Raw genomic sequence first — 23,808 nt, 5'->3', positions numbered from 1 at the left:
CGGGGCCTGACCGCTCAGCTCTGCGACGCAGTGCCGGAGCTTTCACCAGCAGGCGCGGCGGTATCATGGGTGGTCTGCTTGGCCGCCTCCCGAAGCACGGCGAAGAATGCGCGCGAGGCCGCGTCGGATTGGGCGGAGAAGCCCTCGAGCACATAATTCAGCGTGCCGAGCTGGGGCAGGCCCGCCTCTGCCGGGATCTCGGCAATGCCGGGCGTGCGGAAGCTGCGCCCGATGGCCATCACGCCCAGCCCGGCCTCCGCCGCCGCCAGCAGGCCGAGAAGGTTGCTGCCTTCGGCGACATTCACCCAGGCACGCCGGGCGGCAAGCAGGGCCGCCTCCGCAAGATCACGCGTCATGCTCGGCTTCGTATAGGTGACGAGGGGCAGCGGCTCGCCAACGGGGGGCAGCGCCTTGTGGCGGCCCACCCACGTCAGCCGCTCCTGCCACAGCACTTCGCCGCCGCCCTCCTGATGGCTCTTGCCCAGGATGATGTCGACCTCATGGGAGCGCAGCGCATCGTGCAGATGCTCATTGCGGCCGGTAACGAACTTCATGGCGAAGTGCGGGAACTGGTCGCGGAAGATGGCCAGCACCAGCGGCAGCCGCGTGGTCGCGAACTCGTCCTCGATGCCCACCTTCAGCACCCCCTTCATCACCGGGCGCAGGAGGTGCTGGCGCGCGTCCTCGGCGATGGCGAGGATGGAGCGGGCATAGATCAGCATCGCCTCGCCCTCCACTGTCAGGTCGACCCGGCGGGTGGTGCGGCGGATGAGCTGCCGGCCGAGCCGCTTCTCAAGTCGTGCGATGCGCTGACTGATCGTAGATTGAGAGCAACCGAGCTCGGCAGCGGCGACGCTGAAGCTGCGCCGTGTCGCGACCACATCGAATGCCCGAAGCTCGTCGGTGTCTATGAGATCGTCATGCTCCGCCATGTTCAGCCTGCTTCTGCCTGTAAATATTCACACGTTGGTAGCATGCCGGCAGTCACATCACAGCCCCCTCGATGATCCAGCCACACTCATCGTCATACCCGATAATTATGATACAGTAATAAGTAAAATCCGAATATTTTGATTTTTCCAAATGGTCTGAGCACCATGGAAAGAGCATCCTCTTGGGGCGCCCACATCTTTTCCCCGCGCGAGAACCGACGTTTTTTGCCGCCCATGAAGAGGCGAAATGCATGGCGATCTGAACGGGCTGACACCCCCAAGCTCACCGACCCAACCATTCGCGACCCGCAAGGCTCCGACACGACGCTCCCGCGGAAACGGGTCATCCGGCGCACGCGCAAGACCATTGAACCCACACCTCCGCTCAAGCCATTCCCATTTGGGATATGGCTTTCTGCACAAGCATGCGCCTACCTTTCGGCACAAAATCGCACCCTGAGCGCGAGCACCTGCAGGAAGATACATTTCTTGAGCACGTGACGGAGCTGTGCGAAAGCAACTGAAGGCGAGTTCCATACCATAATAATACTGTCTTATTACGAATATAAATAGCAGAGTGGGGTATTGGCGCTCGCTCCACGCGCGCCACTTGAAACGCTGAACAACAGAGGTGAAGATGTCCGAGACGACCATTCGCAACGTCACGTTCGCGCTTCTGCGGGAGCTCGGGATCACGACCGTGTTCGGAAATCCCGGCTCCACGGAAGAAACCTTCCTGAAGGACTTCCCCAGCGATTTCCGCTATATTCAGACCTTGCACGAAGCCTCTGCCGTGGGCGCTGCGGATGGATACGCGCAGGCGACCCGCAAGCCGGCCCTGGTGAACGTGCACACCTCCGCCGGGCTCAGCAATGCCATGAGCAACATTCTCACGGCATTCCAGAACAAGACCCCGCTCATCATCACCGCCGGCAACCAGACCCGCGACATGCTGCTGATGGAGCCCTGGCTGACGAACGTGGAACCCTCTCTCCTGCCGCGGCCCTGGGTGAAGTGGAGCTACGAGCCGGTGCGCGCCGAGGACGTACCGGCCGCCTTCATGCGCGCCTACGCGATGGCGGTCCAGGCGCCGGCCGGGCCGGTGTTCCTCTCCATCCCCCTCGACGATTGGGACAAGCCGGCCAGCGCGCCCGCCGTGGTGCGCACCCTGGCGACCCGCATCGCGCCCGACCCGGCCCGCATCGCCGCTTTCGCCGAAGCTCTTTCCGGGGCGAAGAATCCTGCTCTGATCTACGGATCGGCCATCGCCCGCGGCGCGGGCTGGCCCCAGGCCATCGCCCTCGCCGAGAAGCTCAAGGCCCATGTGTTCGCCGCGCCGGCGTCCGAGCGCCCGCCGTTCCCGGAAACCCATCCGCTCTACAGCGGCGGACTGCCCTTCGCCATCGGCCCGCTGGCCAAGAAGCTCGAAGGCTATGACGTCGCCATCGTCATCGGCGCGCCCATCTTCCGCTATTATCCTTATGTGCCCGGCCCCTATCTGCCGGAAGGGTTGCGCCTGCTGCACATCAGCGACGATGCCGCCGAGACTGCGCGCGCCCCGGTGGGGGACAGCCTGGTGGGTGACGCCGTGCTCGCCCTGGAGGCGCTGGAAAAGCTGGTAACCGCGCGCACCGCGCCCGCGAAGCCGGTGATCCGGCAGCCGCATGGCGCCGCTCCGCATCCGGCCGCGGCCCCGGCCGAGGTCGCGGGCGTGATCGGCGCGCTCGACCTGTTCAAGACGCTGCGCGCGGCCACGCCGGGCGATACCGTGCTGGTGGAGGAATCGCCCTCCAACCTCGGCGAACTGCATGCGGCGTGGCCGGTGGAGCGGCCGGACTCCTTCTATACCTTCGCCAGCGGCAGCCTCGGCTGGAACCTGCCGGCCAGCGTCGGCCTCGCCCTCGCCGAACGTGACAGCGGCCGCAACCGGCCGGTGCTCGCCATCATCGGCGACGGATCGTTCCAATATTCCATCCAGGGTCTTTGGACCGCGGCGCAGCACCAGCTCCCCGTCATCTTCGTGGTCCCGCGCAACAGCCAGTATTGCATCCTGAAATCGTTCGCGGTTCTGGAGGAAACGCCCGGCGTGCCGGGGCTCGACATTCCCGGGCTCGATTTCGTCGCGCTTGCCACGGGCTACGGCTGCGCGGGCGTGCGGGCGGGAACGCTGGACGAGGTGCGCAAGGCGGTGGCCGAGGCGCTCACCCGCAAGGGGCCGACCGTCATCGAGGTGCCGATCGCGCCGGCCATCCCCCCGCTGCTCTGAGCAGCGCGCAAGGCGGCGCCTCGCCCGGAACCATCCCGGCGGGGCGCGGCCCGCATGCGCACCGGACAGCCCCCAGCCGGCGGGATCATTCCGCCCCGGCCACCACCCTACTCCACATCTTCCGGCCGGGGCCGGAAACCGTCCCATCCGACGGAGAGGCGTGCCATGCTTGAAACCATCGTCACTGCGCTGCTGCCCATCCTCGTGACGCTGATGCTCGGCTTCTTCGCGGGGTGGGAGCGCAGCTTCACGCAGGACCAGGCCACGGTCCTCAACCGCATGGTGATGCTCTACGCGCTGCCCCTGCTGCTGTTTGCCGGCATCCTGGGGACACCGCTGGCGGAGATCGGCCGGAACGTGCCGCTGTTCATTTGGACCACGGTCGGCATGGTGGGCGGGCTGGTCCTGGTTTTCGTGGTCTCGCTCCTGTTCCGGTCATCGGCCAAGCTGGCGGCGCTGCGGGCCATCGCCATCGCCGGACCGGCGGTGCCCTTTATCGGCACGCCGGTGCTGGGCGTGCTCTATCCCTCAGACGCTGACCTCGCCATCGCCGCCGGCAGCCTGCTCATGAATCTGGTCCAGGTGCCGCTGGCGCTGATCTTCCTGGTGGGCGGCAACGCTCCAGGCGCTCCTGGGCGGAGCCCGCTGGCAACCGCGGGGGCAAGCATCGTCAAAGCGGTCAGGCAGCCGGTGGTGTGGGCGCCGGTGCTGGCCTTCGCACTGCTGCTGGCGGGCCTCGAGCTGCCGAAGATGCTGAAGGGGTCCTTCATCCTGCTCGGGCAGTCCACCGGGGGCGTAGCCCTGTTCGCCGTCGGCGTCGTGCTGTTCTCGCAGAAAGTGAGCGTATCGCTGCCGGTCATCATCAACGTGGTGTGCAAGAACCTGCTGCTGCCCGGCATCATCCTTGCGGCCATGATCGGACTGGCGGTGCCTGCAGCCGAGCGGGGGCTGGTGGCCGTCACGCTCGCCATCCCCACGGCCTCCATCGCCGTCATATTCGCGGTGGAATACAAGTGCGGCGAACAGGAAATGGCTTCCACACTGTTCTGGAGTACCATTCTATCGGTTCTGTCCATGGGCGTGTTCATCTGGGTCACGGCATAGCCGCGTCCGGGCGCGCAGTGGCTCGGGCCGAAAATGGGCACGGAGCATCCCGCTTCAAGGAACCCGGCTTCGACAACACCGAACCCCAACTAACAGGAGGAGTATCGATGAGCGATCTCGTACAGCCGATCGTGGGCACGAAGGGCGCGACCATCGCCGGGCCGCGCAACCCGCAGGTGGAAGCGCAGAACCCCGACATCCTGATTCCCCCCGCCACCGACAACGGCGGCATCCCCAATCTCAAGTTCCCGTTCGCCATGGCGCACAATCGCCTCGAGGACGGCGGCTGGGCGCGCGAGGTCACCGTCCGCGAGTGCAGCGCGCTCAAGGAGCTCGCCATCGTGAACATGCGCCTCGGCCCGGGCGTGGTGCGCGAGCTGCACTGGCACAAGGAGGCCGAATGGGCCTATGTGGTGCAGGGCCGGGTGCGCTTCTACCTGGTGGATGACCAGCGTCAGGTGCTGGTGGAAGATCTCAATCCCGGTGACCTGTGGCTCGCTCCCGCCGGCTTCCCCCATGCCATCCAGGGCCTCGACGAAGGCACCGAGTTCGTGCTGGTCTTCAATGACGGCAACTTCTCGGAGAACCAGACGCTGCTCGTCACCGAGCTGTTCGCCCATACCCCGCGCGAGGTGCTCGCGAAGAATTTCGGCGTGCCGGAAAGCGCCTTCGAGGGCATTCCGGCGGCTGAGAAGTACATCTTCCGCCTGCCGGTTCCCGGCCCCATCGAGGAGGTGCGCCGTCAGCTCGGTGCCGTCTCGATGACCGGGAAGTACGTGTTCCGCGCGTCCGAGGTGCCCTTCAATGCCTTCCCTGGCGGCGGCACTAAGATCATCGATTCGAAGAAATTCGAAGTCACCAATATGGCGGCACTGATGATCGACCTCGAACCCGGCGGCATGCGCGAGATCCACTGGCACCCGGATGCGGACGAGCTGCAATATTACCTCGGCGGCAAGGCGCGCATGACGGTGTTCGATGCCGTGAATAACGCTCGCACCTTCGACTACACGTCCGGTGACGTGGGTTATGTGCCGAAGACGCTGGCCCACTATATCGAGAACATCGGCGACGAACCCATGCGGGTTCTGAACGTGTTCAACAAGGGCGAATACAAGGACGTCTCGCTGAACCAGTGGCTGGCGCTGACCCCGCGGGAGCTCGTGAAGGGGCATCTCGACATCGGCGAGCCCTTCACCTCATCCCTGCGCCAGGGCTATAGCCCGGTGGTCAAGGGCTGAAACAGCGGAGGCCCGCGCTGCGAGATTTCGATCGCGGCTCCGGCGCTGACCACCTCCGGCCGGCATACAGCCGGTCCGAGGACTTCGATGAGTTTGAAAACTCTTGGTGCGGCTCGTCATTTCAAGGAAGTGGCGAGCCGTTCCACGACATGGCACTGCCATTTTGCTTCCCTGCAGCCCCTCAGACGAAGGCGCAGACTGCAGCGCGACGGCACTTGAGCGCGCGACCGGGCTTCAAGCATATATCGTGAAGCGCATATAAACATGATCCGCATGCGCCAAATTTAAATATATGCATTAACCGACACGCACTGTCATTGACCTTTCATGGCCAGTTACTATGTTCATCTCGTAAGACGCTGAATGCTTATTATATTGATACGAATATATTTATAACTACATAAAATAATTAAACTGAAATTACACTTTATTCAAATCTGAACAACGCTACCCATCGTACTGCTATTGGCAGCCTGGAAGGGTGGCGTGTGTCTGGCTGGTAACATCATCATTCGGAGATCGCGCAGTGCCAGACCAATCAGGCTCCTGACGGCCGGACCGGGATCGAGGCGACCGGCGAGGACACGACGCAGCAACCTCAGCTTCAGGCGCGACTTCATCGGCGCGAAGCACCTCGACGAGAAATTCCTCGGCCATGGCCGCCACCGGCGCCACGGCCGCCTGAAAACAGCGCGGATCGCGCCGCCAGTCGGCCCCTTCGCCTCAGTTCCTGCCCAGCCGGCGAACCGGACCTGGGCTCGAAAGCAGCACACCCAACTCCAGCCCATTCGGAAAGGCGAGTGCAATATGTTCAGCAGACAAGCCAAGGTCATCAAGGATGGCGCCGGCCGCCGCATCACCACGACCGCCCGCGGTTATGACGTTCTGCGCGACCCGGCGCTCAACAAGGGCACGGCCTTCTCGCTGGCCGAGCGCAAGGCTCTCGGCCTGCAGGGCCTGCTGCCGCCGGTCGTGACGACCGAGCTGGAGCCGCAGCTCATATCCGCCTACCGGGCGTATCACGCGGCGCCGACCGACCTCGCCAAGCACATTTACATGTGGCGCCTGCACGACAACAACGCCACGCTGTTCTACGCGCTCCTGCAGCGCCACATGCTGGAAATGCTGCCCGTGGTCTATGATCCCGTGGTGGGCGAGGCGATCGAGAACTACAGCGAAGTGATGACCCGCCCGCGCGGCGTCTTCCTGAGCATCGACGATCCCGAGGGCGTCGAGGCGAAGCTGGCGGACTTCGGCGCCGGCGCCGACGACATCGACCTGCTGGTGGCGAGCGACGCCGAGGCGATTCTCGGCATCGGCGACTGGGGCTCGAACGGCATCGACATCTCGATCGGCAAGCTTGCGGTCTACACCGCGGCGGCCGGTGTCGATCCGCACCGCGTCATTCCGGTGGTGCTCGACGTGGGCACCGACAATGAGAAACTGCTCAACGATCCCCTCTATGTGGGCTATCGCCACAGCCGCGTGCGCGGAAAGGCCTATGACGACTTTGTCGACGCTTATGTGACTGCGGTGAAGAAGCTGTTTCCCAAGGCCATGCTGCACTGGGAGGATTTCGGCTCCACCAATGCCCGCCGCATCCTCGGCCGCTACCGCGACAAGGTCGCGACCTTCAATGACGACATGCAGGGCACCGGCGCCATCGTGCTCTCCGGCCTGCTCAACGCCGTCGCCCGCACCGGCACCCCGTGGACCGAGCAGCGCGTGGTCGTCTTCGGCGCCGGCACGGCGGGCGTCGGCATCGCCGATCAGATCCGCGACCTGATGGTCCGCCATGGCCTCTCCAAGGAAGATGCCACCCGCCGGGTGTGGCTGGTGGATCTGCCCGGCCTGCTCACGGCCGACATGACCGGCGGCCTGCTCGACTACCAGCGGCCCTATGCGCGTCCTGAAGCGGAGGTGGCCGGCCTCGCCCGCACCCCCTGCGAGGCGATCCCGGCGGCCGAGACCCGCTGGCCCGAGATGTCGGCGCTGCGAGCTGCGGCAGCGGCGAAGGGCGGCATCATCGACCTCGCGACGGTGGTGGCCGCGGTGAAGCCGACCATCCTCATCGGCACCTCCACCACGCCGCAGCAGTTCACGCAGGAGATCGTGCGCTCCATGGCGGCCCAGGTGGAGCACCCGATCATCTTCCCCCTGTCCAACCCGACCGTGCTGCACGAGGCCACACCGACCCAGCTTCTCACCTGGACCGACGGCAAGGCGTTCGTCGCCACCGGCGCGCCGTTCGACGACGTGGTGCTGAAGGGGGTGACCTACAAGATCGGCCAGGCCAACAATGCCGCGCTCTATCCGGGGCTCGGCTTCGGCGTCATCGTCTCCCGCCCGAAGATGATCTCCGACGAGATGATCTTCGCCGCCGCCCAAGCTGTCGCCGGCCAGGCGCCGGACCCCACGCCGGGCGCTTCGCTTCTGCCGTCGAACGCGGACCTGCGCATCACCTCCAGCGTCGTCGCCATCGAGGTGGCGCGCACAGCCATCCAGCAGGGCCTCTCGCAGGAGAAGCTCGACGACGTGGTCGAGGACGTGCGCGAGGCGCAGTGGTGGCCGGTCTATACCCCGGTCGAAGCGGTCTGACCCCCGAGGCAGGCCCAAAGTGGCGAAGCCGCAGGCGCCCCGGTGCCTGCGGCTTCGCGCCCTCCCGCCCAGCGAAGTGGACCCGAATGCCAGCGACGCTTCCGGCCGCGGGGATGATCTGCCAGCGCAGATCCTGAGAATATCTTGCCCTGCCGCCCCTCCCGGCTGTACCTCTTGCCGGAACATCGGGCGGAGGCATCCGCCGCATCAGAGAGTTGCCGGCCTGCACGGCCGGCGCGAGCACGTCTCGCGCCCAGGCCGGACCGGAAACCGCCCGCAGCCGGGTCGTTTCCAGCGGTCCGGCCCTGCTCGCGGACGGTTCCGGCCACAGCGCCAAAGGAAAGCAGCATGGCCATCTCGCGAACCGCCGCCAGCGCTCTTGCTGCCTTGTTTCTTGCCGCCATGCTGCCGCTGTCTCCGGCGCGTGCGGAGCCGGCTGTGCCAACGGTCGAGCTCCATCACTCGCCCGCCGAGGACCTCGAGCGCATCGACGTGGCGCTGATCGCCTCCGCGCAGGCGCGCATCGACATGGCCGCCTATTTTCTCACCGACCCGGCGGTGATCGACGCCCTCCTGGATGCGGTGAAGCGCGGCGTGGCGGTGCGGGTCGTGCTCGACCCCACCCACGAGCAGGCCTACGCGCTGCTCGCGCCGCTGGGCGAGCGCGTGCGCAAGAAGCCGCGCCGGCCGATCATGCACCTGAAAGCGTTCGCGGTGGACGGCAAGGTGTTGCGCACCGGCTCGGCCAATTTCAGCGCCAACGCCTTGAAGCAGCAGGACAACGACCTTCTCATCCTGCGCGACCCGGCGCTCGCGAAGGCCTATCTGGACGATTACGAGCGCATCTGGAACAGCGCTGTGCCCCTTCAGTAGGGGCGGGCGCGGCCTATTCCGCGAGGGCCGCCTCCAGCCGGTCAGCCACCGTGCGCAACACCTTCACGCGGGCGAAGTGCTTGTCCTCCGCCTCCACCAGCGTCCAGGGCACGGCCGGGGTGGAGGTGCGGTCCACCATCTCGGTGATGGCGGCTTCGTAGAGCGGCCATTTCTCGCGGTTGCGCCAGTCTTCCGGGGTCAGCTTGAAGCGCTTGTAGGGGATGGCCTCGCGCTCGGCGAAGCGGCGCATCTGCTCCTCCTGGCTGATGGCCAGCCAGAACTTCGCCACCGCATAGCCGGCGTCGGCCAGCTGGGCCTCGAAATCGTTGATCTCGCCATAGGCCCGCCCCCACTGCTCAGGCGTGACGAGCCCTTCCACCCGCTCCACCAGCACCCGCCCGTACCAGGAGCGATCGAAGATCACGGTGTGCCCGTGGGCCGGGATGTGGCGCCAGAAGCGCCACAGATAGGGGCGCGCCAGCTCCTCGTCGGTGGGTGCGGCAATGGGGTGCACCCGGAAGCGCCGCGGGTCGAGCGCGCGGCGCAGGCGCATGATGGTGGAGCTCTTGCCCGCCGCGTCGCTGCCCTCGAAGGCGAGGACGAGGCCCCGACCGGCGAACAGGGGCGAGAGCGTGGCACGCGTGATGCGGCTCTGCTCGTGCGCCATCTGCTCCTCATAGTCCGCCTTCTCCAGCTTCTGGCTCAGGTCAAGCGTGGAGAGGATGGAGAAGGTGGGCAGGGCCTTGGGCACATGGGTGGGGCTGGGCGTGGGGCGGGGGGCGCTGCCGCCGCCGTCTGCGGTCATGGCCCGCAGCGTCTCCAGGAGCACGCTGCCCACGGTTGCGTCGCGATAGGCCTCGTCGGCGGCGGGCACCACCTGCCACGGCGCGAAATCGGTGGAGGTGAGGCGGGCGGCATCCTCCGCTGCCAGTTCCAGGCGCCGACGTTCCTTGGCACCCGCGAGCTCCGCCCATTCGCGCACCACGGGGCGCTGGTAGGCGCCCTCGCTCAACGCCTTCAGGCGCTGGCGCGCTTCTTCCGGCTCCACATAGAGCCAGAGCTTCAGCAGGCCCACCCCCTCGGCATGGAGCATGGCCTCGAAGCGGCGGATCTCCTCCATGGCGCGCACGAGGCCCGAACGCCCCACCTCGCCCAGTGACCGCCGGCACAGGGGCCGATGGTACCAGGTGCCGAGCATCATGCCGATCTCGCCGAACGGCGGCAGGCCGCGCCAGTATTTCCACATGGCGGGGCGGCCGGAATCCGGGCTGCAGGGCGCCTCGAAGGTGAGCGTCTCCAGCTTGCGGACGTCGAGCCACTCATAGAGCCGGTTGAGCACCGCGCCCTTACCCGCGCCGTCGGGTCCCTGGATCAGCACCAGGAGGCTGCGGCGCTTCTGGTCGATGAGCTGGGCCTGCGCATTGAGCAGGTCTTCGCGCAGGCTGGGTTCCAGGGCCTTGAAGGCCGCCTTCTCCAGCCGGTGCTCCACCTTGGCGGATTCGAACATGGCCGCGTCCCCCCCGGAGCGAGGCCGCGCCGCGGCCTCGTTTCACATGCCGGCCATCAGGCCGAAACGACCTTCTGCGCGCCCGACGAGGGAACCTTCACCCAGGCCTCGCCGTCCAGCACCACCTCGCCCTTCACCGAGCAGACGCAGGACAGGCGGGCGCGGCAGCGCTCGGGAATCAGCTCCATCACCTTGACTTCCACCTCCACCGTGTCGTCGATGCGCACCGGCGCCCGGAAATTCAGGGTCTGGGAAATGTAAACCGCACCAGGGCCCGGCAGGCGTGTGCCGAGCACGGCGGAGATGAGGCCGGCCGTGTAGAGGCCATGCGCGATGCGGCCGCCGAAGGGCGTCTTCGCCGCAAAGTGCTCGGAAAGGTGGATGGGGTTGCGGTCGCCCGTCAGCTCGGCGAAACCGACGATGTCGGAAGACGAGACGGTCTTCGACATATGCTCGGTGCGACCCACCGTCAGGTCTTCGAAATAGAGATTCTGCAGCTCGAGAAACATGGGGTGCACCCGTCAAGGTCCAATCGGGGCGCGGACTTTAGATCATTTCCCCATGCCGGGGAAACCGCCCGACAAGAAGAAAAAGCGACAGCTTGGCTGTCGCTTTCTTCCTGGCGTGTCAGGCGCAGAGGGCTGATGGAGCCTATTGCGCGGCCGAGCGCAGCTTCTGCATCAGGGCTTCAAGCTCGGCGTCCTTCGCCTTGGGCAGCAGGATGTTCACGCGCACCAGCATGTCGCCGTGGCCGCCGGTGGTGTTGGGCAGGCCCTTGCCGCGCAGGCGGAAGACACGCCCGCCGGAGGTCCAGGCGGGGATGGAGAGCTCCACCGTGCCCGACAGTGTTTCCACCCGCGCCTTGGTGCCGAGGACGGCGTCGAAGAGCGGCACGTCCACGTTCTGGCGCAGGTCGTCGCCGTCGCGTTCGAACACCGGGTGCGGCGCGTAGGAGATGGTGACATAGGCATCGCCCGGCGCGCCGCCCATGACTGAGACCTCGCCCTGCCCCTTCAGGCGCAGGCGATGGCCCTCGCGCGTGCCGGGGGCGATCTTGATGTCGATCTGCTTGCCGTTGGGCAGGCCCACGCGCTTGCTGGCGCCGTGGGTCGCCTCCTCGAAGGTGACCGGCAGCGAGATCTCCATGTCGTCACCTGCGGGAGGGGCGGAGCCGCCACCGGCGCCGCGGCGCTGGCGGCCGAAGCCGAACAGGTCTCCCAGATCGTCGAAGCTGGAGCCGCCCTGGCTGCCCGCGCCTCCGCCGCGCCGCGAGCTGCGGCGCGCACCATCGGGGCCGAACGAAAAGCTCTCGAAGATGGTGTCGCCGTCGAACCCCGAGAAACCGCCCGGACCGGAACGCCGACCGCCGCCGAAGCCGGAGAACTCCGGCGCGCGCGGCTTGCCCTCGGCGTCGATCTCGCCGCGATCGAATTGGCCGCGCTTCCCCGCGTCTGAAAGGATCTCGTGGGCCGTGTTCAGTTCCGCGAACTTGTCCTGGGCCTTGGGATCGTCGGCGTTGGCGTCGGGATGCAGCTTTTTCGCCAGCCGCCGGTAGGCGCGCTTGATCTCGGCTTCGTCGGCGGTCTTGGAAACGCCGAGGACGTCGTATGGATCACGCATGAAATCTCACCTCGCCGGCCGGCGCTCAGGCGGCCGGCCGCGTCCAAGATGTGGGTCGGCCTTAACCAAATTGCAACACTTATGCCGCGCTACCCCCGAGATTTCGTGCCCGTCAGGCCCTGCCGAGCACCCGGACCTGGGAAAGCACCGTCTCGCCGCGCGCCCGGCAGGCTTCGCCGTGGACCCAGCGGTCAGCGACCTTGCCGTCCACCACGGCGATCATGAAGTCGCGGCAGCCGCCGGAACGCACCGTGCCGATGGGGGTGGCGGTGCCGCGCGCGCCGGTGTCGGCATTCTCCCAGGGCACGCTGATGTCGGCCTCGCCGGAAACGAGCGCCTGGTCGAGGGCGAGCTTGGCCGCCGTCCAGTCGGAAGTGGCGATGCCCTTCGGGGCATCACCTTCGGGGAGGCGATAGGAGGCGGGACGTGGCTTGATGGAGCCGGTCACGATGTCGTCGTCAGGCAGGGGCACGCTGCTGCAGCCGGCGCAGGCCGCGGCGACGAGGAGGAGGGCGCCGCCCAATCCCGTGCGCAGGACTTCGCGCAGCCGCGCGAGGCTCCTATAAGAAGGCGTCCCGCCAGTGGGCGGGGCAACCGGGAATCGGCGAGGCACGGGGCGCTCCACATGACGACGAACACCACCATGGAACCCCAGGACCACTTAACAACTGGTGATTTCACCGAGGCCGACGAGCCCTTTCGCCTGTTTGGCGCCTGGATGGCCGATGCCGAGAAGAGCGAGCCGAACGACCCCAACGCCATGGCACTCGCCACTGTGGACCCGGACGGCCTGCCAGACGTGCGCATGGTGCTGTTGAAGGGCGTGGACCAGCACGGCTTCGTCTTCTTCACCAACACCGGCAGCGCCAAGGGCCAGGAGCTGGCGGCGACCCCCAAGGCAGCCATCGTGTTCCACTGGAAGTCGCTGCACCGGCAGGTGCGGGTGCGCGGCCCGGTGGCGCGCGTGAGCGATGCCGAGGCCGATGCCTATTTCTCCTCTCGCCCGCGCCTGTCGCAGATCGGGGCATGGGCGAGCCGCCAGTCCCAGCCTCTGGAGGGTCGCTTCGCGCTCGAGGCTGCGGTCGCCACCGCCACGGCGAAATACGCCTTGGGCACGGTGCCGCGCCCGGCCCACTGGACCGGCTTCCGCATCTCGCCCGTGCAGATCGAGTTCTGGCACGACCGCCCCTTCCGCCTCCACGACCGGGTGGTGTTCCGGAGGCCGGAAGCCGGCGCTCCTTGGACCAAGACCCGCCTTTTCCCCTGACCAGCGGCCGTTCACAGCGGGAAAGAAGCTTTGCTTTCCCGCAGGGCCGTGCCAAGAATTGGCGTCAGTGGAAGCGTAGTAACCAGATGTAGCTAAATACCGCACCAGAGTTGCCCGACCTGTCCACCGCCCCAGATTTCGACACGACAGCAATGATCGGCAAGATATACGCCGAGCGTTTGTTGAATTGGGGGAGGCAGCCGGCCCGAGAACGAGCCCCCGATGCGCCCCCACGAGCCACCTCCCCTTTCTCCCGGCGGCATCACCGCTGTGGCGGGAGGCCGAGCTTCAGAGACGCCGCCGGGGGCGCCGCGCGGTTCCGTCCCCGGCCCCCCTGAAGCCGGCGCGCTCTCCTCCTTCCGAGCGGCGGTCGCGCAGCTCGTGCTGTTCACCACCTTCTACGCCTGCCTGCTGGTCATCCTCATCTCCACGCTGCGGAGCCTGCAGCTGGATTCCGCGATCTGGCCCGCCAATGCGCTCGCCGCGGGCATCTACCTGCTGGCGGTGGACGTGGCGCTCGGCTGGTGCGTGGCAGGGGTGGCGGCCGCGACCCTCGGCGCCCACCTGCTGATGGGGGATTCGAGCGCCTACGCCGCCACCTGCGCTCTGGCAAGCAGTCTCACCTTCAGCCTCATCGTCGTCGGCTGCCGGGAGGTCGACCTGCGCCCCGGGGGCCCCTTCGACGTGCGCCATGTGGCGGGGCTGGTGGCGGTGGCATTCGCGGCCGGCATCCCGGGCGCCCTCGTCGGTGCGGGCGCCAGCCTTGGCGACGCTGGCGGGCGCTACTGGCCCATGGTGCTGCGCTGGTGGCTGCCCGACATGGCGGCGGTGATCCTTCTGCTGCCCCTGTTCCTGCTGTGGCCACAGGGACAGCCGGTGGCGGCGCTTCGCGGACGGCCACCGCCGGCGCGCCATGCGAGCGGCAACCTGATTGAGATCCTGGCAGCGGCAACCAGCCTCATCGGCGCGGTGATTCTGGCCGTCGCAACCGGAGAGCCGCTGCTGCTGGATCTCGGCGCGTGCGTGCTGCTGTGGTTCGCCTTCAGGCTCGGGCCGTTCCCCACCGCGGTCGCCGCCACCGCGTTCGCCGGAGCGGTGCTGGGCCTCACCCTGGCCAATATCTGGCACGCGCCGGGCGGAAGCCTCGCGCTGGAGCTGCTGAAGGCGCAGGGCCGGCTGGTGCTGGCGGCGTGCCCGGCGCTCATCATCGCCGCCATCATGGCGCAGCGCGAGCGCCAGAAGCGCACCCTGGAAGAAGACCAGCGGCGCCTCGCCTATGCGCTCGAAGGCGCCAACGACGGCATCTGGGACTGGCACCTGCCCTCCGACACCATCTTCTTCAGCGCCCGCGCCTATCGCATGCTCGGCTACGATCCGGCGGCCGACGCCGACGCGCTGACACGCTTCCAGGATCTGATCCACCCCGACGACCTGCCCCAGGCCGGCCGCGAGTTCAACGAGCATGTGGCGGGGCGGCACCGGCTCTACCAGGTGGAGCTGAGGGGCCGGCACCGCAGCGGCTCCTATGTCTGGCTGCTGTCACGCGGCAAGGTGGTGGAGCGCGGCCCCGACGGCCGGCCGCTGCGTGCGGTCGGCACCATTACCGACATCTCACAGAAGAAACACCTGGAGGAGGCGCTGGAGCACGCCGCGAGCCACGACCCCCTGACCGGTCTCGCCAACCGCGCCACCTTCGACCGGGCCATGGAGCAGGCCCGCCGTCGCCTCCTGCGCGATCTGGCGCCGTTCGCCGTGCTGCTGATCGACGTGGACCACTTCAAGCGCGTCAACGACATGCATGGCCATGTGGCGGGCGACCTCGTGCTCACCACCACCGCGCGGCGGCTGCAATCGGCCCTGCGCTCCGGCGACGTGGCCGCCCGCTTCGGCGGCGACGAGTTCGCGGTGATCGCCATGGGCAAGAGCGCGGAGGAGTTCGCGCCCATGGCCGACCGTCTCCACGAGCACCTGTCCAAGCCGGTGGAGACAGAGGGCCTGGTGCTGCCGGCGTCGTTCTCCATGGGCATGGCGGTGGCGAGCGAAGGCGACGTGGACCCTATCGCCCTGGTGGCCGAGGCCGACGCCGCCCTCTATCTCGCCAAGAACGCAGGGCGCGGCACCTGGCGCGCACTGGGCATGCGCGGCGAGAACAACCCCGACGCCACGCTGCCGTCCTGAAATCCCCTCGGCCGACCAAGGTGACCGTGCGGAGCGGCGCGCGCTCCTGCGGCAGCGGCTTCCTGGCGCAGGCCTTCGGTCCGGTCTGCGAGGCTGTGTATGAAACCGATTCGGCCCCGGCCGAGAACCGGGGCCGATAACATCAGCCGAGCGCGAGCACGCTCTCGGCGTCGAGCACGCTGGCGTGGCCGCCTTCCACCGCCTCTTCAAGGCCCTTGGCCTGCGGGCAAAGGTTCTCGGCGAAGAAGCGGGCGATGGCGATGCGGGCCTCGAGGCGCGGATCGGTGTTGCCCGCCGCCCGCTCCTTATGGGCGGCAAGGGCCGCCTTGGCGAGATAGGCGCCGCCGGCCGCGCGCGCGAACAGGCGCAGGTAGGGCGAAGCCCCGGCCAGCGCCTTCTGGTTCTCCTCGCCCAGCCGGTCGAGCTGGATGCGGGTGGCGCGGCCGAGGGCGTCCACCGCCTCCGCCAGCCGCTCGCCCGCGCGGCCGAACCCGGGCAGCTCCAGGGCGTGCACCTCGTCGGCGATGTCGCGGAAATCGCCGATGAAGGTGGTCGCCACGTCCCCGCCTTCCAGCGGCAGCTTGCGGGTGACGAGGTCGATGGCCTGGATGCCGTTCGTGCCCTCGTAGATCGCGAAGATGCGGGCGTCGCGATAATGCTGGGCGGCGCCGGTCTCCTCGATGAAGCCCATTCCGCCGTGCACCTGCACACCGATGGAGGCCACCTCGATGCCGATGTCGGTGGAGAAGGCCTTGGCCACCGGGGTCAGCAGGCTGGCCTCGGCGAGGGCGCTGGCGCGGGCCACCGGGTCCGCCAGGCGGCGCGAGCGGTCGAGCGCGTCGGCGGTCATCAGGCAGATGGCGCGGGCGGCGTCGGTCTCGGCGCGCATGGTGAGCAGCATGCGCTTCACGTCCGGATGGAAGACGATGGGCGCCATGCCCTCGCCGGTGTAGCCCACGGCCTTGCCCTGGCGGCGCTCCTTGGCATAGGCGAAGGCGCGCTGGGTGGCGCGCTCGGCCACCGAGACGCCCTGGATGCCCACGGCGAGGCGGGCGTTGTTCATCATGGTGAACATGCAGGCGAGGCCGCGGTTTTCCTCGCCCACGAGATAGCCCACGGCGCCCTCGCCCTTGTCACCGAAAGTCATGGTGCAGGTGGGCGAGCCGTGCAGGCCAAGCTTATGCTCGATGCCGGTGCAGTAGACATCGTTGCGCGCGCCCAGGGAGCCGTCCGGATTCACGAGATACTTGGGCGCCACGAACAGGGAGATGCCGCGCGTGCCGGCCGGCGCATCGGGCAGGCGGGCGAGCACCAGGTGCACGATGTTCTCGGCGATGTCGTTCTCGCCGTAGGTGATGAAGATCTTCGTGCCGAAGATGCGATAGGTGCCATCCGCCTGCTTCACCGCCTTGGCGCGCAGGGCCGCGAGATCCGAGCCCGCCTGCGACTCGGTGAGGTTCATGGTGCCGGTCCAGGTGCCGGAAACCATCTTTTCCAGGAAGATCTTCTGCAGCTCGGGCGAGCCGTGGGCGGTGAGCGCCTCGATGGCGCCCTGGGTGAGCACGCCGCCGATTCCGAAGGAGGGCGAAGCGGTGTTCCAGAACTCGGTCAAAGCGGAAGTGATGGTGGTGGGCAGGTGCTGGCCGCCGAAGTCCTCCTCGGCCGCCACCGAATTCCAGCCCGCCTCGTTCCAGGCGTGGAAGGCCTCCTTCCAGCCGGTGGGAGTGGTCACCGCGCCGTCCTTAAGGGTGCAGCCTTCCTTGTCGGCGCCGCGGTCGAGCGGCTCGATGACGGAGCTGGCGAACTTGCCGGCTTCCTCGAGCACCGGGTCCACCACATCGAAGGTGAGGTCGACAAGCCCCTGCTCCATGAGCTTCGGCAGTGAGGTGCAGGTCTTCAGGAAAAACGATACGTCCTCGACCGGCGCACGATAGGCCATCACTCTCTCCTTGCGATGCGCGGGCACCCCTGTCCCCTCGGGTGCCCAGCGGCTTGACCGGACCCTTCACCCGCGCTCTAAGCACAGGCGCCGGCCGGGCCCCAATTCGCGGCGATGGCCCCTGTTCGTCAAGTCGCGTCTACCGGCCATTGGTCGCACTCGCCGCCCCGCATGTAAGGCACGCATGGCTCACACCCAGGGTTTCAAGGCTCCTGTGATCGAGACCCGCACCGTCACTGCGGACGCGGCCGGCATCGCCGAGGCGGCCGGACGGCTGCGGGCGGGCGGACTCGTGGCCTTTCCCACGGAGACGGTCTATGGCCTGGGCGCCGATGCGGCCAATCCGCGTGCGGTGGCCGCGCTCTATGCCGCCAAGGGAAGGCCCGCCTTCAACCCTCTTATCTCCCACCTCGCCACCGCCGAATCGGCCTTCGCGCACGGCGCCTTCAACGCCACCGCCCGGCGGCTGGCGGAAGCCTTCTGGCCCGGCCCGCTGACGCTGGTGGTGCCCTATGCCGGGAGCGAGAAGGTGTGCGACCTCGCCCGCGCGGGGCTCGACACCGTGGCCCTGCGCGTGCCCGCCCACCCGGTGGCGCAGGCGCTGATCGCGGCCTTCGGCGGCGCGGTGGTAGCGCCGAGCGCCAACCGCTCCGGCCACGTCTCGCCCACCGCGCCGGAGCATGTGCTGGGCGACCTTTCCGGCCTGATCGACCTGGTGGTGGACGGCGGCGCGACACTGGTGGGCGTGGAAAGCACCATCCTCGACGTCACCGGCGAGACGCCGCGCCTGCTGCGGCCCGGCGGCGTGACGCGGGAGGCGGTCGAGGCGCTCCTCGGCCGGCCCCTCGCGGATGCCGGTGCGGAAGACGCCGCACGCCCCACATCCCCCGGCCGCCTCGCCTCCCACTATGCGCCAAGCGCCCGCGTGCGGCTCGACGCCACGAGCATCGCCCCCGGCGAGGCCCTGCTCACCTTCGCCGGCGCCCGCCCGCCGGGCAGCGCGGACGCCTGCGCCATCCTCGACCTCAGCCCCGGCGGAGACCTCACCGAGGCCGCCGCCCGGCTCTACGGCGCCCTGCGCAGCCTCGATGCCTCGGGCGCACCAGCCATCGCCGTGGTGCCGCTGCCGCGTGCCGGCCTCGGCGAGGCCATCGCCGACCGGCTCGGCCGCGCCGCCGCGCCCCGTCCTTCCTCCCAAGACGAGCAGCAGCCATGACCGCTCAGTCCCTCAGCGCCTCCGACACCCAGGACATCCTCATCGCCCACGCGGAGGACGGGGACATCCCCGCCCTCGTCGCGCTCTGGGAGCGGGCGGGCCTCACCCGGCCTTGGAACGACCCCCATGCCGATATCGCCCTTGCGCGGCGCGGGCCGCATTCCACCATCCTCACGGGCAAGGCCGGCGGCACGCTGCTCGGCTCGGTGATGGTAGGCCACGACGGCCATCGCGGGTGGGTCTATTATCTGGGCGTGGAGCCGGCGCGCCAGCGCCAGGGGCTCGGCAGCCTGCTGCTGACCGCGGCGGAGGATTGGCTGCGCGCCCGCGCGGTGCCCAAGCTGATGCTGCTGGTGCGCCCCGACAATGCCGACGTGCGCGCCTTCTATCACGCCGAAGGCTTCATCGAGGAACCCCGCATCGTCTTCTCCAAGCGGCTCGACGAAAAATAGAACACGCGGCTTTGAGCCGTCTCAAAGCTGTGCCCGCGACGGCGACCTATGTTATGAGTTCTATAAAATAAAACTCATAGGGAGGTCCGCCGTTTCATGTCCACGCTGCTTGTCACCCATCCGGCCGGCCTTAATCACCTCACCCCGCTCGGCCACCCCGAGCGCGCCGACCGGATCCGGGTTCTTGACCGCATCTTCGAGCAGGAGAAGTTCTCCCTGCTGGTGCGCGACAGCGCCCCCCGCGGGGAGCGCGAAGACATCATCCGCGTGCACCCGGCGGACTTCTTCGACGCCATGGGCGGCGCCTCGCCGAGCGAGGGGCTGGTGCGCATCGATTCCGACACCGTCATGTCTCCCGGAAGCTGGGAGGCCGCGCTGCGCGCGGTCGGCGGCGCCTGCTTCGCCGTGGACGAGGTGATGGAGGGCAAGGTGGCCAACGCCTTCGTGGCCATGCGCCCGCCCGGCCATCATTGCGAGGTGCGCAAGCCCATGGGCTTCTGCCTCCTGAACCAGGTGGCCGTCGCCGCCCGCCACGCCCAGGCGAAATACGGCCTGGAGCGGGTCGCCGTGGTCGACTTCGACGTGCACCACGGCAACGGCACCCAGCAGATCTTCTGGGACGACGAGACCGTGATGTATTGCTCCACCCACGAGATGCCGCTCTTCCCCGGCACCGGCGAGGTGAGCGAGACCGGCACCGCCGATACCATCGTCAACGCGCCCCTGCGCGCCGGTGACGACGGCACCCAGTTCAAGGACGCCATGGACAGCCGCGTGTTGCCGCGGCTGGAGGCGTTCCATCCGGACCTGATCCTCATCTCCGCCGGCTTCGACGCCCATGTGCGCGACCCCATGGCCTCGCTGCGGCTGGTGGACACCGATTTCGCCTGGGTCACGCGCCGTCTCATGGACGTGGCCGACCGGGTGTGCGGCGGGCGCGTGGTGTCGCTGCTGGAAGGCGGCTACGACCTCGAAGCCCTCGCCTCCTCCGCCTCCGCCCACGTCTCCGCGCTCATGCGCGGGTAGGGCAGCACGGCGGGGGCAGGTAGCGGCCTCGCCTCCGCCCTAGAGAAGCGCGGACGATCGGGCACATCCGCTAAACCCGCTGCGGCGCGGCGCCTCGGCGCGACGGAGCCCCCTCGGCCACGCCGCGCTATCGGAAGTGGCGCCGGCTCCCCGATCAATGACGGCAGCGGGGCGCTCCCACTCCCGCCGGCCGGAAACGGAGTCCCCGCGGCTGTGCCGCGCGAAACGGCCCACCGGCCCTGAAGGCGCGCGAGGCGGCGCCTATCCCATTTCCCCCGTCGATCATCCACAGGCCTGCGAGGCGTGCCCGCCCCGCCCTGGCACGAGAGACGACCGTCACCTTCCAACCGCGGCCGGCGGTTGGCCGCGCCGGGTGTCCAGCGTCCTCTGCGCCCGAAGCGCCATCCGACATGGAAAAGGCGCCGCCGTCACCGGCAGCGCCTTGAGGAATCGGCCTTCCCCGCTCGGGGGAAAGCCCAACCTTCGGTGAGATGGGCATCCGGAGCCCGAAAGCCTCCGGATGCCCCCTCCATGTCATCGGCGGTGGATCACTCCGCCGCTTCCACCGTCACCCGGCCGCGGGCAACGCGGTCGCGCTTCAGCAGCTCGGCCACCAGGAAGGCGGTCTCTATGGCCTGCTCCGCGTTGAGGCGCGGGTCGCAGTAGGTGTGGTAGCGGTCGCGCAGGTCCTCGTCGGAGATGGCGCGGGCGCCGCCGGTGCACTCGGTCACGTCCTTGCCGGTCATCTCCAGGTGCACGCCGCCGGGATGGGTGCCCTCGGCCGCATGCACGTCGAAGAAGGCGCGGATCTCCGCCTGCACCCGCTCGAACGGACGGGTCTTGTAGCCCGAGGCCGCCTTGATGGTGTTGCCGTGCATGGGATCGCACGACCACACCACGGTGCGGCCCTCCTTCTCCACCGCCCGCACCAGCGCCGGCAGGTGATCGCCCACCTTGTCCGCGCCGAAGCGGCAGATAAGGGTGATGCGGCCGGCCTCGTTGTCGGGCTGGAGGATGTCCAGCAGGCGGATGAGGCCGTCCGGAGTCAGCGAGGGACCGCACTTGATGCCGATCGGGTTGTGGATGCCGCGGAAATACTCCACGTGCGCGTGGTCCGGCTGGCGGGTGCGGTCGCCGATCCACAGCATGTGGCCGGAGGTGGCGTACCAGTCGCCAGAGGTGGAATCCACGCGGGTCAGGGCCTGTTCATAGCCAAGCAGGAGCGCCTCGTGGCTCGTGAAGAAATCCGTCGAGCTCAATTCCGGATGGCTCTTGGGATCGATCCCGCAGGCGCGCATGAAGTCCAGCGCCTCCGTGATCCGGTTCGCCAGCTCCTGGTAACGGGAGGACTGGGGCGAATCCTTCACAAACCCCAGCATCCAGGCATGGGCATTCGCAAGGTTGGCATAGCCGCCATTGGCGAAGGCGCGCAGCAGGTTCAAGGTCGCCGCCGCCTGCCGGTAGGCTTCGAGCTGGCGACGCGGATCGGGCACGCGCGCTTCCGCCGTGAAGGCGAGATCGTTGACGATGTCGCCGCGGTAGCTGGGCAGAGTCACCCCGTCCACCGTCTCGTTGTCCGAGGAACGGGGCTTGGCGAACTGGCCGGCGATGCGGCCCACCTTCACCACCGGCACCGAGCCGGCGAAGGTGAGCACCACGGACATCTGCAGGAACACCCGGAAGAAATCGCGGATGTTGTCGGCGGAATGCTCCTCGAAGCTCTCGGCGCAGTCGCCGCCCTGGAGCAGGAACGCCTCACCCTTGGCAACGCGGGCCAGCTCCGCCTTCAGCTTGCGGGCCTCGCCGGCGAACACCAGCGGCGGATAGGAGGCAAGCTTGGCCTCCACCTCGGAGAGCAGCGCCTTGTCCGGATAATCGGGCATCTGGACGCCGGGATAAAATCGCCAGCTCTCCGGACGCCAGCCTTCGGCGCGGCGAGACTTCTCGGCGCCAGAAACGGGTGCGGAGTGCGGGCGGGTCACCATTTGACTCTCCATGAGGTTGCCGGTGCGGGACGGTTCCCGGCCGGACCCGGACTGGCGTTCCTCTTGTGTTCGCCTAGCCGGAAGCGGGTTTATACATGAACACCGCGGCTTCCGAAAGGCGACGCCATCCGTGGAAGCCCATGTGGCGATGCTGCATCGCAGTTGCAAGATCACCCGGCGCGGCGCGCGGCACCCTTCTCTTCGCCGGCGCCTTCCCCTATGAGTGCACCGCCGCGCGCCAACGCTTTTCTCGTTGCCGCAAGCCCCTGCGCGTGTCTGTTGCGGGACACCTCACCCCGAGAGCGTCATGTCCCTTGCCCCCGGTTCCGCGGTGAAGACCACCCCCGGCTTCACCGAATTCGTCGCGCTGATCGCCCTGATGATGGGCATCACCGCCTTCTCGATCGATAACCTTCTGCCCGCCTTCGGCTTCATGCGTGACCATTTCGGCCTCGCCAACCCGAACGACGTACAGCTTGCGGTCTATGCCTACCTCATCGGCATCGGCGCGGCGCAAATCGTCTATGGCCCCTGGTCGGATGTGGTGGGCCGCCGGCCGGTGCTGATGGTGGGCATCGCCATCTACATCGCGGCCGGATTGCTGGCCCTGGTCACCGATTCTTTCTCCACCCTCATCGTGGCGCGCGTGATCCAGGGCGCGGGGGCGGGCGCGGCGCGGGTGCTGGCCGTCGCCATCGTGCGCGACCGCTTCGAGGGGCGCGAGATGGCGCGCATCATGTCGCTCACCATGATGGTGTTCCTGGCGGTGCCCATCCTGGCGCCGGCGGCGGGCAGCGCCATCCTGATCTTCGGCTCGTGGCGGCTGATCTTCGTGGCCATGGTGGCGCTCGCGCTCGTGCTCGCCCTCTGGTTCGGCCTGCGGATGCCCGAGACGCTGCACCCCGAATACCGCCTCCCCTTCTCGCCGCGCGCCATCCTCGCGGGCATGAGGCTCTCGGTCACCACCCGCCGCTCGGTGGGCTACGCCACGGCCATGGGCCTCATGATGGGATGCCTCATGAGCTATGTGGGCTCCGCCTCCCAGGTGTTCCAGACCGACGTGTACCAGCTCGGGGTCATGTTCCCTGTGCTGTTCGCGGGCGTGGCGGGCACCATGGCGGTGGCCTCCTTCCTCAATGCCAGCCTGGTGCGGCGCATGGGCATGCGGCGGCTCTCCCACGGCGGGCTCCTGGGCTTCCTCGTGGTGTCGGCGGGTCTGGTGACCGCGGCGCTGGCCTTCGGCGGCCGGCCGCCCTTCTGGCTGTTCTGCGCGCTGATCGCGGCGGGCCAGTTCCTGTTCGCGCTCACGGTGCCGAACTTCAACTCCATGGCCATGGAGCCGCTGGGCGCGGTGGCGGGCACCGCCTCCTCCTTCATCGGCTGCTACACCACGCTCATGGCGGCGCTGCTGGCGCTCGCTGCCGGCCGCGCCTTCGACGGCACGGTGCTGCCGCTGAGCCTCACCTATCTGGTGCTGTCCGCGCTGTCGGTGGTGGCGACCCTGTGGGCCGAGAAGTGGCGGCTGTTCGGCCACCAGCCGTGACCGCCATTTTCATGTAAGCCTCACTTAAATGATTTATTGACGCGGACGCGGATTTCGAGAT

At 68.0% G+C, this 23,808-nt stretch carries 18 protein-coding genes; 11 read left to right on the top strand and 7 right to left on the bottom strand.

Going from position 1 to position 23,808, the window contains the following annotated elements; translation table 11 throughout:
- Positions 1-14: 14 nt before the first annotated feature.
- Positions 15-932 (bottom strand): LysR family transcriptional regulator, encoded by a 918-nt coding sequence (locus tag V5F61_RS03885; protein WP_393987445.1) that lies wholly within the window; start codon positions 930-932, stop codon positions 15-17.
- A 637-nt stretch (positions 933-1,569) separates the two neighbouring features.
- Here V5F61_RS03885 and mdlC point away from each other — a divergent pair.
- The 5 genes from mdlC (at position 1,570) to V5F61_RS03860 (ending at position 9,014) form a co-directional block, all read left to right on the top strand.
- The gene (gene mdlC, locus V5F61_RS03880) at positions 1,570-3,198 is read left to right on the top strand and encodes a benzoylformate decarboxylase (protein WP_393987444.1); all 1,629 of its coding nucleotides are present in this window, start codon (positions 1,570-1,572) and stop codon (positions 3,196-3,198) included.
- 165 nt (positions 3,199-3,363) lie between these two features.
- Positions 3,364-4,302, top strand: a complete 939-nt coding sequence (locus V5F61_RS03875) for an AEC family transporter (RefSeq protein WP_393987443.1) — start codon at positions 3,364-3,366, stop codon at positions 4,300-4,302.
- A 107-nt stretch (positions 4,303-4,409) separates the two neighbouring features.
- A complete protein-coding gene (locus V5F61_RS03870; RefSeq protein WP_393987442.1) occupies positions 4,410-5,543 on the top strand; it encodes a cupin domain-containing protein in 1,134 nt (377 codons plus the stop codon).
- Between the two features lie 807 nt (positions 5,544-6,350).
- Positions 6,351-8,141, top strand: a complete 1,791-nt coding sequence (locus V5F61_RS03865; RefSeq protein ID WP_393987441.1) for an NAD-dependent malic enzyme — start codon at positions 6,351-6,353, stop codon at positions 8,139-8,141.
- Between the two features lie 348 nt (positions 8,142-8,489).
- The gene (locus V5F61_RS03860) at positions 8,490-9,014 is read left to right on the top strand and encodes a phospholipase D-like domain-containing protein (RefSeq protein WP_393987440.1); all 525 of its coding nucleotides are present in this window, start codon (positions 8,490-8,492) and stop codon (positions 9,012-9,014) included.
- 13 nt (positions 9,015-9,027) lie between these two features.
- Here the strand turns inward: V5F61_RS03860 and pap are convergent, their stop codons facing one another.
- The 4 genes from pap to V5F61_RS03840 form a co-directional block, all read right to left on the bottom strand.
- Complete coding sequence (gene pap, locus V5F61_RS03855) at positions 9,028-10,521, bottom strand: polyphosphate:AMP phosphotransferase (protein WP_393987439.1); 1,494 nt, start codon at positions 10,519-10,521, stop codon at positions 9,028-9,030.
- A gap of 56 nt (positions 10,522-10,577) precedes the next feature.
- Positions 10,578-11,030: a MaoC family dehydratase gene (locus V5F61_RS03850; protein WP_393987438.1), complete on the bottom strand. Its 453-nt coding sequence runs from the start codon at positions 11,028-11,030 to the stop codon at positions 10,578-10,580.
- A gap of 142 nt (positions 11,031-11,172) precedes the next feature.
- Positions 11,173-12,141, bottom strand: a complete 969-nt coding sequence (locus V5F61_RS03845; RefSeq protein WP_393987437.1) for a DnaJ C-terminal domain-containing protein — start codon at positions 12,139-12,141, stop codon at positions 11,173-11,175.
- A gap of 112 nt (positions 12,142-12,253) precedes the next feature.
- Positions 12,254-12,613, bottom strand: a complete 360-nt coding sequence (locus V5F61_RS03840) for an RT0821/Lpp0805 family surface protein (RefSeq protein WP_393987436.1) — start codon at positions 12,611-12,613, stop codon at positions 12,254-12,256.
- A gap of 153 nt (positions 12,614-12,766) precedes the next feature.
- On the opposite strand from V5F61_RS03840, the gene pdxH reads away from it, so the two are divergent.
- Complete coding sequence (pdxH, locus tag V5F61_RS03835; protein WP_393987435.1) at positions 12,767-13,408, top strand: pyridoxamine 5'-phosphate oxidase; 642 nt, start codon at positions 12,767-12,769, stop codon at positions 13,406-13,408.
- Positions 13,409-13,630: 222 nt separating this feature from the next.
- Positions 13,631-15,586, top strand: coding sequence for a diguanylate cyclase (locus V5F61_RS03830; protein ID WP_393987434.1), 1,956 nt, complete (start codon positions 13,631-13,633; stop codon positions 15,584-15,586).
- A gap of 142 nt (positions 15,587-15,728) precedes the next feature.
- On the opposite strand, the gene V5F61_RS03825 is transcribed toward V5F61_RS03830, so the two are convergent.
- A complete protein-coding gene (locus V5F61_RS03825; protein ID WP_393987433.1) occupies positions 15,729-17,525 on the bottom strand; it encodes an acyl-CoA dehydrogenase in 1,797 nt (598 codons plus the stop codon).
- A gap of 184 nt (positions 17,526-17,709) precedes the next feature.
- On the opposite strand from V5F61_RS03825, the gene V5F61_RS03820 reads away from it, so the two are divergent.
- From V5F61_RS03820 to V5F61_RS03810, 3 genes are all read left to right on the top strand, one after another.
- Positions 17,710-18,741: an L-threonylcarbamoyladenylate synthase gene (locus V5F61_RS03820; protein ID WP_393987432.1), complete on the top strand. Its 1,032-nt coding sequence runs from the start codon at positions 17,710-17,712 to the stop codon at positions 18,739-18,741.
- Positions 18,738-19,193, top strand: a complete 456-nt coding sequence (locus V5F61_RS03815; RefSeq protein WP_393987431.1) for a GNAT family acetyltransferase — start codon at positions 18,738-18,740, stop codon at positions 19,191-19,193. Before V5F61_RS03820 ends, V5F61_RS03815 begins: the two co-directional genes overlap by 4 nt.
- 96 nt (positions 19,194-19,289) lie before the next feature.
- The gene (locus tag V5F61_RS03810) at positions 19,290-20,219 is read left to right on the top strand and encodes a histone deacetylase family protein (protein WP_393987430.1); all 930 of its coding nucleotides are present in this window, start codon (positions 19,290-19,292) and stop codon (positions 20,217-20,219) included.
- 548 nt (positions 20,220-20,767) lie between these two features.
- Here V5F61_RS03810 and V5F61_RS03805 read toward each other — a convergent pair.
- Positions 20,768-22,204, bottom strand: a complete 1,437-nt coding sequence (locus V5F61_RS03805) for a class II 3-deoxy-7-phosphoheptulonate synthase (protein ID WP_393987429.1) — start codon at positions 22,202-22,204, stop codon at positions 20,768-20,770.
- Between the two features lie 307 nt (positions 22,205-22,511).
- Between V5F61_RS03805 and V5F61_RS03800 the strand changes: the two genes are divergently transcribed.
- Positions 22,512-23,747 carry a multidrug effflux MFS transporter gene (locus tag V5F61_RS03800; RefSeq protein ID WP_393987428.1) on the top strand — a complete coding sequence of 412 codons (1,236 nt, stop codon included), beginning with the start codon at positions 22,512-22,514 and terminating at the stop codon, positions 23,745-23,747.
- The last annotated feature ends 61 nt before the right edge of the window (positions 23,748-23,808 follow it).

Source organism: Xanthobacter sediminis (genome assembly GCF_043195015.1).
Taxonomy (GTDB): Bacteria; Pseudomonadota; Alphaproteobacteria; order Rhizobiales; family Xanthobacteraceae; genus Xanthobacter.
The sequence above is the reverse complement of the archived record's forward strand: the minus strand, read 5'-3'. Positions and strand labels throughout refer to the sequence as shown.